The organism is Algoriphagus sp. TR-M9, from assembly GCF_027594545.1.
Classification (GTDB): domain Bacteria; phylum Bacteroidota; class Bacteroidia; order Cytophagales; family Cyclobacteriaceae; genus Algoriphagus; species Algoriphagus halophytocola.
Window position 1 is genome coordinate 2,174,030 of record NZ_CP115160.1, and the last position, 13,721, is coordinate 2,187,750.

The following is a 13,721-nucleotide window of genomic DNA, read 5'->3' on the forward strand; positions in this document are numbered from 1 at the left end:
AGGAATGGCTTGCCTTTTTCGTTTTTCAGCCTGCACTAGGGCAACTCATATCCACGGATAATCCGCTGAATGTATTTACCTAAAATATCAAATTCCAGATTTACCAAATCCCCGGGCTTAAGCTCATGGAAATTCGTATGCTCGTAAGTGTATGGAATGATGGCCACAGAAAACCTACCCGGACCGGAATTAAAACAGGTAAGACTGGTACCATTGATGGTAATAGAGCCCTTCTCCACAGTGACATTGCCTGAGGCAGGGTCAAATTCCAGGTCAAAAAGCCAAGATCCGTTCTGATTAGAAATGGTTTTAATCTTCCCTACTTGATCCACATGACCCTGCACGATGTGTCCGTCAAATCTACCGTTCGCGGGCATGCATCGCTCTAAATTGACCTTCTTCCCTACTCCCCAGTTGGCTAGGTTGGTTTTCTGCATAGTCTCTTCTATAGCTGTAACTCTATATTCCTGAGGCGTAGTCTGAACCACGGTTAGGCACACTCCATCGTGAGCTAGTGATTGATCGATCTTCAGTTCCGGAGCCAAATTGGATTCTAAATCAAAATGAACATTTGTACCATCCTGAGTGATCTCCTTGATGGTGCCAAAGCTTTCAATAATACCAGTAAACATGTGGAAAATTTAAGGTTCAATGTTTCAATGACTAAGCAAGAAATGCCTGTTCAGAGTTCAAATTAAGCCAAATATTCTTTTATCTTCGATCGCAGAATCAAATTTCACCCATGCCCCTACTCAAACTCGAAGATACTTACCTGCACAAAGGAAAACGGAGAGCGCTGGTTGCTTTATTGAGAGAAAAAGGAATAAGAAATGAGCGGGTATTGCAGGCTATCAACACCTTGCCCCGGCATTTTTTCTTTGACTCTGCACTGATTTCCCATGCTTATGAAGACAAGGCCTTTCCCATAGGCGAGGGACAAACTATCTCTCAGCCTTACACTGTAGCTTTCCAAACAGAACTTTTGGAAATCAAAGAAGGTGATCGGGTTTTGGAAATCGGTACCGGGTCGGGCTATCAGGGTAGTATTTTGCATCTACTGGGAGCGGAAGTCTTTACCATTGAGTACCAGCGAAAATTATTTGAAGGCACTCAGAGGTTTTTAAGCCGCTTGGGCATCAAAATGCACCTTTTTTACGGGGATGGTACAGGTGGATTGCCCAGTTATGCGCCTTATGATAAAATAATCGTAACTGCCGGTGCCCCCGTTGTTCCGGAAGCTTTGGTAGCTCAACTCAAAGTAGGTGGGATCTTAGTAATCCCGGTGGGTGATCGCCGCCGGCAAACCATGCTCCGGTTGACTAAAAAAGCGAATGGCAAAGTGACAAGGGAGGAATTTGATGGTTTTGCCTTTGTCCCCTTACTGGGCAAGGACGGCTGGGGATAAGCTTTTCAAAGAAAGTCAACCCAAGCTTATATAACTGGGTTTTTCAGAATATTATTTCGATTTTTTGTATTAAATGGTTTTACAGCCGAATTTTAATTTTAATTTTGTTGAAATTTAGAATTATGAGCGAGAAGAAATTTGCAAAAGAATCAGCTGTGATCATGACAGAGATGGTTCTGCCAAACGACACCAATACCCTGAACAATTTAATGGGGGGAAAATTGATGCATTGGATGGATGTGGTGGCTGCCATTGCTGCGCAAAAGCACTCCAACAGCATAGTGGTAACGGCATCAGCAGATAATATTTCATTCAAAGAACCCATCGCCTTGGGTAATGTAGTCACCCTCAGGTCACAGGTTACCAGAGCATTTAATTCCTCTATGGAGGTATTCATCGAAGTGACTGCAGAGGATATTCCTGCTAAGAAAAAAGTAACTACTCACCGGGCTTTTTTCACTTTTGTAGCTGTGGACGAGCATGGAAAACCCTCCCGTATCCCGGAATTGGTGCCTGAGACCGCTGAGGAAATAGAAAACTTTGAGGGAGCATTACGAAGAAGACAACTTCGCTTGGTGCTAGCCAAACGGATGAAGCCTGAAGATGCAGTGGAACTCAAATCCATTTTCAATCTGGATCTTCAAAAATAAAACAAGCGGGATGATAGCGATATTATCCCGCTTTTTTTTGCGAAAAGGGGATTTTTAGGCAATTTCCCGACATGGAAAATATGAGCAGCCAAGAGCTCCAGTTTATTATCACCGAAGACCTTTTTCTTTTCAAGGAAGATCTCAAAACGGATGTTTCACAGCCTGAAAAACCCGTTGACACCGAACCTCAAAGTAACCTGGTACAGGAACCAAAACCTGAGCTCAAAGTAAGCCCAGTTCCGGATCACGAGGAAAAACCCGCGCCTATCCAAGTCAGGGGAGCATTTGAAAAGGGTATTTTGGTTCTACATGAAGAAGTAGAGCTGCCAGAGCCGGTCATGGAAATGCTGGTGAAAATGATTGGGGCAGTAGGCCACTCCATGAAAAGTGTAGGAATGCTTTCATCGGAACAGGTAGAAGGCAGATCACTGGAAGAGCTCTACGAACTGAATCCTCATATTATCCTAAAATTTGGGCGAATCAAACACCCGGTAAACGCTATTCCAACCACCGAGTATCATATTCATAATGAAGCCGGTGTAGAATACCTATTTGCAGATGCGCTTTCCAGCATCGCAGAGGACAAAATCTTAAAAGGTAAACTTTGGAACACCTTGAAAATCTTATTTAACATTTCGAAATAATAATGAGCCTCACTCCTCAACAACATACCTGGGCAAAGCGTTTTCGCTGGATTTCATTGATTGAAGGTATATCTACATTAGTCCTATTCTTCATCGCCATGCCCTTAAAATACATGTGGGATTATCCGCTAGCAGTCACCTACGTCGGCTCCATTCATGGTGCTCTTTTTATCATTTATATCATCACTGTTTTTCCTACAGCCCGAAAGTTAAAATGGACTTTCAGTAGAACATTCTTTGCGCTAGTTGCTGCAGTTATTCCATTTGGTCCATTTATTTTTGATAGAAATCTGAAGAAAAGTCAGCACGTGGACCTTTAAATCATGGCCCTGATCAGCAAAAAAAAGCGAATCTACCCCATCAGCAACGGACTGAGGCGCTACCTGATTAAGTATTCCCGGGAAGTAGATATTCCCATTCACTATCATGAGCTGCTTCGCTACTCCAATTCCATTGCGCTTTATGATTCCAAGGAGCAGGACACCCTCTGGGAAACGGTTTTCTATGATCAATCTGACCGGGAAGAAATACACCTAAACGTCAAAAAAATCTATGCCCTGCTCAAAGCTGGCGGTGATATGACCGTAATGGAACACCTTTACGTGGATAGAATCGATCTCTGCGTGTATGGAAACACCCAGCCATTCCGAGTGAGAATCGTGAATAGGATCAATGATAACTTTGACTATTTCTATGTCAAAAATGCCGATGCTTCAAGAGTTTATGGACTCGAACTTGAACATTTACTTTCACCCAATAGAATTTCATACCTGGTTCACCAAAACACCTTGATCGAGGAGCATATTGCCGGGATACCCGGTGACAAATTTATGCGATTGCACATGGAGGATCCGCACCTTAATCCCATCCGTTTGGCAAAGGAATTTGTAAAGTTTAATGAAAGGTGTTTTGTAAGATTACTGGGAGATATGCATTCTTCGAATTTTGTAATAGACGTCACTCCGGACTTCGAAGAAACACACTATAGAATCCGTGCAATTGACTTTGACCAGCAGTCCTATGAGGGCAAAAGAACGATTTACTTACCTCAGTATTTCAAGGAAAACAATGCCTTGATCCAATTGGGAATGAAATACATCACGCCCGAATCTATGGTACAGTATCAGAAGGAAGAGCGTGCACTGATTTCTACCCGACTTAAATCATCCAGACAGGGCATTGAGGATATACTTCGAGCCATGGAGCATGACACCATTGCCTTGCCAGAAAATGTGCTAGCCCTCAAGACGGAACTGGCTAAGTATTACCACAATGATGACTTCCTGGCCTGCAAAAATATGGGCCAAATCATGAGAACCAGTTTAGCACAGCTTCTCAAGAAATGACCCAATAAACAGTCAATATGGTAGAGGCTTATTTAATCAAACGACGGAGATAAACACCATAGCCACTTTTCCCCAGTTTATCAGCTGCCTTGAGCAATTCTTCCTTACCGATAAAGCCAGATCTATAGGCTACCTCTTCTATACAGCCAATTTTCAATCCTTGGCGTTCTTCTATCACCTCTACAAACTGCCCCGCTTGCAAAAGAGACTGGTGGGTACCGGTATCCAACCAGGCAGTCCCTCGGTTGAGAATCGCCACCTGTAACTCACCCAATTTGAGGTATTCGTTATTGATATCAGTGATTTCCAGCTCTCCTCTTGGGCTAGGCTTGATTTGCTTTGCAATCTCCACCACTCTATTGTCATAGAAATAAAGCCCAGGCACCGCAAAATTAGACTTTGGCTCCGCCGGCTTTTCCTCTATGCTGATGGCAGTCTGACTTTCATCAAATTCTACCACACCATAGCGCTCAGGATCATTGACATGATAGGCAAATACCACTCCTCCTTTGGGACTGGTATGCTCGCGCAAAGTTCTGTGTAGCCCCGAACCATAGAAAATATTATCGCCCAATATTAGAGCTACATCATCATCTCCTATAAAATCCTCTCCAATGATAAATGCCTGTGCCAATCCATCCGGGCTAGGCTGCACAGCAAATTGAAACTTGCAGCCTACCTGTGAGCCATCACCCAAAAGCCGCTGAAATGCCTCACTGTCCTCTGGAGTGGTGATAATCAGAATTTCCCTGATGCCAGCCATCATCAAAACAGACAATGGATAATAAATCATGGGTTTATCATATACCGGCATCAACTGCTTACTCACAGAGATTGTCAATGGATAAAGGCGAGTACCGGATCCACCGGCCAAAATTATTCCTTTCATGTGTTTATAATTTTTTTTAAGGTCACATGGAATCTTCGCATGAATTATAATCATCCCTCTGTGTGTCGCTTCGGGTCATGCTTGATTTCATGTGTTTATAATTTGATTTTTAATGGCCATAACCTGTCCCGTGACGAAGGAAACGGGATGGAATCTTCGCAAGAATTATAGTCATCCCACTGTGTGACGATCTTCGACATGCTCGATTTCATATATTTATAGATATTTCTTCCTGAGCTAAGTGAATAAGCAAACCACTAAAAATCAAACCTAATAAAGAACCCAAAGTCATTCTTGATTTCATTTGTCAAAGTTTGATTTTCAAAAGCTGCTTTACTTTTTGATTCTTTTTAAATTAAGATAAGAATTTCAGATCTGTAGGTGTAAATCCTTCCGAAACTGTCATCGGTTTCTTAAAGGCAAAGAACTATTTAGTGAAAACTTTTATCAAAAATGAATCCAAATGTATGGAGTTTAAATACTAAATTAAATTTTAAGGATGAATTTCGGTACAGAAGAAGCAAGTGTTACCCCATTGGCATTTTTGTCAATTTATGCAAATAACATTCAATCATACAGGCAATGAAAATAGTATTCTCAGCATTAGGAACGCGTGGTGATATTGAACCATTTCTGTCTCAAGCCGAAATTTTTTCTGAAGCTGGTCATGAAATCGTCTGCTTGTTTCCCGAGCAATTCCGGGAAAAAGTCTCTCAGCTTGGTTACAAATTCCTCGGTTTTGACAGGAGGTTTCTAGAACTGATAGATAGTCAAAGTGGTAAGAATATCATGGGTGGTGGAGGGAGCGCCTGGAATCAATTCAAAAACTACATTCAGCTGGCTAAAAGCTCCATGAGTCTGCAGCAAATCCTGATTGACCAGCAGCGGGATGTTTTATTGGAAGAAAAGCCAGACCGTGTAATTTTTCACGCCAAGTGTCTATACTATTTTGTAGCAGCCATGGCAAGACCAGACCAATTCACCTTCCTTACTCCTCTACCCTGTTTGACGCATCCCACGGAGGAATTTCCGCATATCGGCCTAGGAAAATGGAAGCCATTCGGCAAAAAGCTCAACTTATTTTCCTACAGGCTGGTGAATGGTGCGAGAAGATTGACCATGAAAAAGTTCCTGAAGAAACATTACTCAGACTTTCCCGATCTGAAAATAAACTCCACTAGTTTAAGGAAATTTGAAGAGGAAAAATTGGAAACGGTGTATACTATCTCTCCTACTCTTTTCCCAAAACCGGGTTACTGGCCAAAATCCGCACACATAGTAGGCTATTTTTTCAGAAATCAAATGAAATCCTTTCTTCCAGATCCAAACCTAGAAAAATGGTTGAAAAAGTACTCCAAGGCCATTTTGATCACTTTTGGGTCCATGGGAAATCCCAAACCTAAAGAACACTCTGCTACAATCATTCATTTGCTTCAAAAACACAAAATACCCGCAATTGTAAATTTGTCCTGGGGAGGATTGGAAAAAATAGAGGGGACTGATGAGTCTATATTCTATGTAGATCAGATTCCATACGAATGGATTTTACCTAAACTTTATGGTATCATACACCATGGCGGTTCCGGCACTACTCACCACGGAGCAGCACATGGATGTGTGCAAATGATTATGCCACATATTATTGACCAGTATTTTTGGAATCGGATCATCGTAAAGAGAGGACTAGGTCCATTGGGACCTAGTATTCATGATTTGGATGAGGTAGATTTCGAGCGAGCTCTATTGGACTTTTGGCAAAACCCAACTTATAAATCAACTGCCAAAACCATTTCTGATCAGCTGAAACAGGAAGCACCACGTAACTTTGTCCTGGATTTGGTTCTCAACAGAAATTGAATCACCTGAAAATGAAAAATTCAAATACAATTTTTGCCCTCCTAGTTTCAGGCTTACTCATGAGCTGTGAATCTAGCCCTGAAGTTCAGTTTTCCAGCCAAGTAAAAGAGGAATATCGCCCCGCTTACCACTTTAGCCCTATGACCGGCTGGATGAACGACCCCAATGGACTTGTTTATTTAGATGGGGAATATCATCTATTCTACCAGTATTATCCAGACAGTACGGTTTGGGGGCCTATGCATTGGGGACATGCAGTTTCAGCTAATTTAACCCATTGGGAGCATTTGTCCACTGCTCTTTATCCTGATAGTCTAGGCTATATTTTCTCAGGAAGTGCAGTGTATGACGCCGAAAACAGCTCTGGATTGGGTACAGCAGACAGTCCACCTTTGGTAGCTATATTCACCCATCACGACCCCAAAGGAGCGGAATCTGGATCAAGTACTTTCCAACATCAAAGTTTGGCTTACTCCACCGATCAAGGCAGAACCTGGTCAAAATATGTAGGAAACCCAGTATTGAAAAACCCAGGAATCCGGGATTTCCGAGATCCGAAAGTTTCCCAGATCTCCAATGAAGACGGAAGTAAAATTTGGGTGATGACATTGGCAGTTTGGGATCATATACGATTTTACACTTCACCAGACCTCAAAGAATGGACGCTTTCAGGGGAGTTTGGCAAAAATATAGGTGCTCATGGAGGTGTATGGGAATGCCCAGATTTGCTTCCCTTTCAAACACCGTCCGGGGAGGAAAAATGGGTGTTACTGGTTAGCATCAATCCTGGAGGACCGCAAAAAGGATCTGCCACGCAGTATTTCATCGGGGACTTTAAAGACGGCCAATTCATCCCGGATGATAGCATGATTAGGTGGATTGACTATGGACCGGATAATTATGCTGGAGTAACATGGAGTAACCTCCCTGCTGATCAAAACAGAACGCTTTTTATAGGCTGGATGAGTAATTGGATTTATGGCAATGTGGTCCCAACCAAAGCCTGGAGGTCTGCCATGACCACTCCACGGGAATTGAGCTTGTTTGACGTATCTGGTACTTTACTGCTGAAATCTGCTCCAGCCAAAGAACTGGAAAAACTTAGAGCTCAAGCTTACCCAATCAATGGAAGCTCTTCCGACTTGCCATCCGAAGCAGTGGAAATCCTGTCCGAGCTGGATGGCTCAGATCAATTTTCAATCAGCATCTCTAACGAGGAAGGTGATGAAGTGCTAATTTCTAAAGAATCGAATTTGGTCAGTATAGACAGGAGAAATTCAGGAAAAGTAGATTTCCAGCAAAACTTTGGAGCTATGCACTCTGCTCCAATGAGCTGGCAGGCAGAAAACATCCGAATTTTCCTGGATGCCTCATCTATAGAGCTATTTGTCAACGAGGGCGAATTAGTCATGACCTCATTGGTATTCCCCAACAGCCCCTATACCAAGATTGAATTTGATGAAAGCCTAAAGCACAAAAAGATTTTTAATCTGAAAAAGTAAGCAAAAAAAAGCTGCCTCAAGTGTATCCAACAAGGATCTTGAGGCAGCTGATAGGCTTAAGAATTTAATTTTCTATCAATTGAAAATTTCTTCCAATTTAGCGCGCAAACTAGGTCCACGAAGATCCTTGGCGATGATCTTACCGTCCGGATCCAGTAGATAGGTAGCCGGAATAGCATTAATCTGATAAGTCTCCGCAGCCACGGAGTTAAAGTATTTCAAATCCGACACTTGGGTCCATGTCAAACCGTCTTCTTCTATAGCCTGTACCCAAGCTTCCTTGGTACGGTCCAGCGAAACACCGAATACTTCAAATCCTTGATCTTTATATTGATTGTAAAGTTTGACCACATTGGGGTTTTCCTCTCTACAAGGCTTGCACCAAGCAGCCCAAAAATCTATCATCACATATTTACCCCGAAAATCCGATAGCTTGATCAGTTCGCCCTGCGGATTTGTCAATTCAATTTCAGGTGCTACCTGCCCCATGGAAAGTGCCCGCATTTCGTCCAATTGCTGTTTCAACTGAATGATAGACTTCGTCTCAGGATATTTTTCGTCTAGTTTAGCCACCAGACTATCGATGAACTGAAATTCATTCTTCGGGTTGATCAGTCCTATGGCAGCTAAGGAAGCGAAACTATCCCCCATGCTGTTGATCACATTTTTGACTTCGGAAGCTTGATTGCTCTCTAGAAGCATGGCTTCAGCTTGGATTTCCTTGATGCGCTCCGAGTCGTTTTCACTCATTGCCTCATAATATGCTTCATTCAAAGCATTGACCTTGGTCTGATAGGCTTCCATCATTTTTTCGATTTTGACCATTTCCTGAGAATCTTTAGATCCTTCGATCACCAGACTTTCTGGAGAGGAGAAATCGTAGTTTACCTGAACATCCTCATTCAGAAGTGCTAGTCTTACAGACTTTTGACCGTAAAGATTCAACTCATAAAATGTAGGAGTATCCACAGAAACCTGATATTCGAAACTGCCCTTATCATCCAGCGTTAAGGTGTCCAAAACCTTCGGTCGGGTGTCGGTGAATTGAGAAAGAATAATATCCCCCCCAGGGGCATTTTCTAGTGTACCGGAAATGGTTACTGTGCCATCATTTTTAACTTCCTTTTCTGAACAGGCAGAAAAGCTAAAAATGAGTAATAAGGCAATTGCATTAATTCGATTTAGCATGGGTTTAATTCTCTAATAATTCGGTCAATAATTTCGTGGCAACTTTCGGGTCTGCTTTACCTTTGGATTTCTGCATCACTTGTCCCATAAACATCCCAATAAGCCCTTTTTTGCCTGACTTATACTGTTTTACCTTTGCTGCATTTTCCGCCAGAACCGCTTCAATGATAGGTTTAAGAGATCCCTCGTCACTTTCTTGAATCAGGTTCATTCGCTGGGCTATTTCCAAAGGACTTTCATTTGGAGATTGGAGCAGTGCGGGAAATATCTTTTGCGAAGCGGCTGTATGGCTCACCTTGTTTTCATCCACCAGGCTGATCAGAGATGCCAAAGATTGGCTACTTACTGGGAAATCATCCATTTGAAGGGCAAGTTCATTCAAAGCCGACTTCACCGGTCCCATCATCCAATTGGACGCAGCTTTGTAATTATTTGTTTTGGAACATAGTTCATCAAACCAGTGGGCTACTTCTTTTGCCTCCGTGAGAAAACTCGCATCATAGGCCGGTAAACCGTATTCTTCCACAAACTTTTTATGCAAATCTCTAGGCAAAACCGGCATGGAGGATTTCACGGCATTGAGCCATTCGTCAGAGATCACCACCGGACTGAGGTCTGGTTCGGGAAAATACCGGTAATCGTTCAGGTCTTCTTTGGTGCGCATACTCGAAGTCAGTCCTGTAGCAGCATCAAAGGTTCTGGTTTCAGAAATTACTTCCTCACCCGCTTCTATTAATCCAATCAAGCGTTCGTGTTCATGTTCGATGGCCCGAAATACATTTCTGAAGGAATTCATATTTTTCACCTCTACCTTCTTGCCCAGTTCGCTAGCCTCTTTCAATCTTACAGAAATATTGGCATCACAGCGAAGCGAACCTTCCTCCATATTTCCATCACATATATCCAGGTATTTCACCAGCTTTTTCACCTCCACTAAGAATGCATAGGCTTCTTCCGGGCTATTCAAATCAGGTTCGGTGACGATCTCTATGAGGGGAGTGCCCGCTCTGTTGAAATCTACCAAGGTATCTGCTTCTCCGGCCAAGTGAATTGATTTACCGGCATCCTCCTCCATGTGTACCCGGTTTAGCTGCACTTCCTTTTTGGTACCATCTGCCAATTCTATGGGAACCGTTCCTCCTACACAAATCGGCCCTTTGTCCTGAGTGAGCTGATATCCTTTGGGAAGATCCGGGTAAAAGTAGTTTTTCCTGGCAAAGACATTGTGACGTGTAATCTGCGAATTACAAGCCAAGCCCATCTTGATGGCATAGGCAATAGCTTTGCGATTTACTTTAGGCAAAGTACCGGGGTGCCCCAGGGTAATGACAGAAATCTGAGTGTTTGGAGCTTGTCCGTATAGATTGGCATCTGCAGCAAACATTTTACTTTCTGTCAATAGCTGGGCATGTACTTCCAGCCCGATCACCAATTGGTATTTATTCCGTATTTCCTCGCTTAGCATTTTGCTTCTTTTTCTGATCAGTTAAAGGTACAACTCCTTCGCTTTGGCTACTACATTTTCTAGTCCAGCGAGATTTTTTCCACCAGCAGTGGCAAAAAACGGCTGTCCTCCGCCCCCTCCTTGTATTTCTTTTGCCAAATCTCTCACGATTTGACCGGCATTTAGCGCTTTATTTTTAACTAATTCTTCGTCAATGATGACAGCTATCTGAGGCTTCTCACTAATATTTGCAGCTAGGATTACAAAAGCTTTTTCCACTTCATTTTTCAATTCGTAAGCCAGCTTTTTCAGTGAATCAGCGTTCGGAAGGGTCACTTGGGCAATTAAGGTATTCATCCCTTCACCTTCCACAAATTTTCTGAGTAGTTCTGCCTTCACTGCTCCTGCCTTTTCCAGATGGAGCTCCTCTAATTCCTTTTTCAACTCATTTCTTTCCTGGATCAATCCTTCCAGAGACTTGGTCAGATCTTTAGGGTTTTTGAGGATTTCTTGAACTTTCTTCAAAAGCTCTTCCTGCTCTCGATAATACCGCTCTGCTGCCTCGGCAGTTACCGCTTCGATTCTTCTCACACCAGATGCGCTGGAACCTTCGGAAACGATTTTGAATAAACCGATTTGGCTTGTTTGGGGTACGTGTGTACCTCCGCAAAGTTCTACAGAGAAATCTCGATCGAATGTAACCACCCGCACAAAGTCTCCATATTTTTCACCAAATAGCGCAGTAGCCCCTTGTTTTTTCGCCTCTTCGATGGGAACATTTCTTTGTTCCACTAAAGGAATATTCTGTCTGATTTTCTCATTCACGATATCCTCTACTTTTGAAATTTCGGCATCCGTCAATTTGCTAAAATGGGAAAAGTCAAAGCGAAGCAAATTCTGATTCACTAAGGAACCGCGCTGCTGAATGTGATCCCCAAGAACTTCTTTCAAAGCAGCCTGAAGTAAGTGTGTAGCTGTGTGATTATTTTCAGTCAAAAACCGCTTTTCAGCGTCAACTTCAGCTCCAAAATTAGCTGCTGGATATGCAGGAAGCTTTTCTACAAAATGAACGATCAAGTCGTTCTCCTTCTTTGTGTCAATTACTTTGATTGTTTCAGTATCAGAAATCAATATTCCTGTATCTCCTACTTGCCCGCCACTTTCTGCATAGAATGGTGTTTTATCCAAAACCAATTGGTACTTGTCACCTTTCTTATCGGAAATCACACGGTATTTGATTATACGAGAATCAGCTTCCAAAAAGTCATAGCCGACAAACTCCACTCCATCATCCTCATTCACCACCACCCAGTCACCGGTTTCTGATTCAGATGCAGCTCTGGAGCGGGACTTTTGCTCTTCCATTTCCCTGGTAAAGCCTTTTTCGTCCAACGAAAGTCCGCTTTCGCGGGCAATCAAGGATGTCAAATCTAGCGGAAAACCAAAAGTATCATAAAGCTCAAACGCTGTTTTGCCAGGAATTACATTTTCTCCCTTTTCTGCTAATTCAGCTTTAATCTGATCCAGCATTTTCAGGCCATTGTCCAGCGTACGAAGGAAGGATGTCTCTTCTTCGAAAATCACTTTCGCAATAAACTCCTGCTGCTGTCTAACCTCAGGAAAAATATCTCCAAAATTGTCTGCAATAAGACTTGTCAACTCATATAAAAACGGTTCGTGGAAACCCAAGAACGTGTATCCGTAGCGAACTGCTCTTCTCAAAATCCTGCGTATCACATAACCGGCTTTGTTATTGGATGGCAATTGCCCATCAGCGATGGTAAAAGAAATTGCACGGATATGATCTACAATCACGCGGAACGCAATATCTGTCGGCAAATCTTTGCCGTAAACTTTGCCCGATTTCTTAGCCAATGCGTCCAAAAAAGGCGCAAATAAATCCGTATCGTAGTTGGAGGATTTGTGCTGAATAGCTCTCACCAATCGCTCAAAACCCATTCCTGTATCTACGTGTGTAGCAGGAAGAGCTTTCAAAGATCCGTCCGAAACTCTGTTGAACTGCATGAAAACCAGGTTCCAGATTTCTATAACTTGCTCGTGATCATTATTCACCAAATCTTTCCCTGCTATTTGAGCACGCTCTGCATCAGGTCTCAGGTCAATGTGAATTTCAGAACATGGTCCACATGGCCCTACATCACCCATCTCCCAAAAATTATCCTTTTTGTTGCCCATGATGATCCTGTCTTCGGGCACGATAGCCTTCCAGAAATCATAAGCCTCTTGGTCCATTCCCAAGTTATCACCTTGATCCCCTTCAAAAACCGAGACATAGAGTCTATCCTGGTCCAAACCATAAACTTCGGTCAATAACTCCCAGGCCCAGGTAATCGCCTCTTTTTTAAAGTAATCTCCAAAAGACCAATTACCCAACATCTCAAACATGGTATGGTGATAGGTATCTACACCTACTTCTTCGAGATCGTTATGCTTGCCACTGACACGAAGGCATTTTTGAGAATTGGCTACTCTTGGGAATTTGGCGATTTCATTTCCCAGAAATGCATCTTTAAACTGATTCATTCCCGCGTTGGTAAACATCAAAGTAGGGTCATTTTTGACCACAATCGGTGATGAGGGAACGTATTGGTGCTGCTTTGATTGGAAAAACTCAATGAAGGTGCTCCGTATTTTCTTTGCTTCCATGAAGGTTTTGAGGCAATTAAGAATGCTATTTAGGCCGAATTACAGCCGATTTTACTGGGGGACAAAATTAACAGAATTGACGGTGTTACCTGCATGAGGGTGAGAATTTCTGTCTTATGAAAATCTCCC

The 13,721-nt window shown here is 42.7% G+C and carries 12 protein-coding genes; 7 read left to right on the top strand and 5 right to left on the bottom strand.

The genetic code is table 11. The features are described 5' to 3' along the window. Positions 1-35: 35 nt before the first annotated feature. The gene (locus tag PBT90_RS09430) at positions 36-632 is read right to left on the bottom strand and encodes a riboflavin synthase (RefSeq protein WP_264810163.1); all 597 of its coding nucleotides are present in this window, start codon (positions 630-632) and stop codon (positions 36-38) included. Positions 633-742: 110 nt separating this feature from the next. Between PBT90_RS09430 and PBT90_RS09435 the strand changes: the two genes are divergently transcribed. The 5 genes from PBT90_RS09435 (at position 743) to PBT90_RS09455 (ending at position 4,045) form a co-directional block, all read left to right on the top strand. Then, complete coding sequence (locus PBT90_RS09435; RefSeq protein ID WP_270132923.1) at positions 743-1,405, top strand: protein-L-isoaspartate(D-aspartate) O-methyltransferase; 663 nt, start codon at positions 743-745, stop codon at positions 1,403-1,405. 122 nt (positions 1,406-1,527) lie between these two features. Next, positions 1,528-2,055 (top strand): acyl-CoA thioesterase, encoded by a 528-nt coding sequence (locus PBT90_RS09440; protein ID WP_264810165.1) that lies wholly within the window; start codon positions 1,528-1,530, stop codon positions 2,053-2,055. Between the two features lie 80 nt (positions 2,056-2,135). Further along, positions 2,136-2,699 carry a hypothetical protein gene (locus PBT90_RS09445; protein WP_270132927.1) on the top strand — a complete coding sequence of 188 codons (564 nt, stop codon included), beginning with the start codon at positions 2,136-2,138 and terminating at the stop codon, positions 2,697-2,699. A 2-nt stretch (positions 2,700-2,701) separates the two neighbouring features. Then, positions 2,702-3,019: a DUF3817 domain-containing protein gene (locus tag PBT90_RS09450; RefSeq protein ID WP_270132932.1), complete on the top strand. Its 318-nt coding sequence runs from the start codon at positions 2,702-2,704 to the stop codon at positions 3,017-3,019. A 3-nt stretch (positions 3,020-3,022) separates the two neighbouring features. Beyond that, complete coding sequence (locus PBT90_RS09455) at positions 3,023-4,045, top strand: hypothetical protein (protein WP_264810168.1); 1,023 nt, start codon at positions 3,023-3,025, stop codon at positions 4,043-4,045. Between the two features lie 28 nt (positions 4,046-4,073). Here the strand turns inward: PBT90_RS09455 and rfbA are convergent, their stop codons facing one another. Continuing rightward, positions 4,074-4,934, bottom strand: a complete 861-nt coding sequence (gene rfbA, locus PBT90_RS09460) for a glucose-1-phosphate thymidylyltransferase RfbA (RefSeq protein WP_264810169.1) — start codon at positions 4,932-4,934, stop codon at positions 4,074-4,076. A 582-nt stretch (positions 4,935-5,516) separates the two neighbouring features. Here rfbA and PBT90_RS09465 point away from each other — a divergent pair. Together PBT90_RS09465 and PBT90_RS09470 are read left to right on the top strand one after the other, a co-directional pair. Next, positions 5,517-6,791 (top strand): glycosyltransferase, encoded by a 1,275-nt coding sequence (locus PBT90_RS09465; RefSeq protein WP_264810171.1) that lies wholly within the window; start codon positions 5,517-5,519, stop codon positions 6,789-6,791. Positions 6,792-6,802: 11 nt separating this feature from the next. Further along, the gene (locus PBT90_RS09470; RefSeq protein WP_264810172.1) at positions 6,803-8,293 is read left to right on the top strand and encodes a glycoside hydrolase family 32 protein; all 1,491 of its coding nucleotides are present in this window, start codon (positions 6,803-6,805) and stop codon (positions 8,291-8,293) included. Positions 8,294-8,368: 75 nt separating this feature from the next. On the opposite strand, the gene PBT90_RS09475 is transcribed toward PBT90_RS09470, so the two are convergent. The 3 genes from PBT90_RS09475 to alaS are packed head-to-tail and all read right to left on the bottom strand — an operon-like array spanning position 8,369 to position 13,592. Further along, on the bottom strand, positions 8,369-9,481 hold the full coding sequence (locus tag PBT90_RS09475; protein WP_264810175.1) for a TlpA disulfide reductase family protein: 1,113 nt from the start codon (positions 9,479-9,481) through the stop codon (positions 8,369-8,371). Positions 9,482-9,485: 4 nt separating this feature from the next. Further along, positions 9,486-10,946: an Asp-tRNA(Asn)/Glu-tRNA(Gln) amidotransferase subunit GatB gene (gene gatB / locus PBT90_RS09480; protein ID WP_264810176.1), complete on the bottom strand. Its 1,461-nt coding sequence runs from the start codon at positions 10,944-10,946 to the stop codon at positions 9,486-9,488. Positions 10,947-10,967: 21 nt separating this feature from the next. Beyond that, entirely contained in the window at positions 10,968-13,592 is a 2,625-nt protein-coding gene (gene alaS, locus PBT90_RS09485; protein WP_264810177.1) for an alanine--tRNA ligase, read from the bottom strand. Between the last annotated feature and the right edge of the window lie 129 nt (positions 13,593-13,721).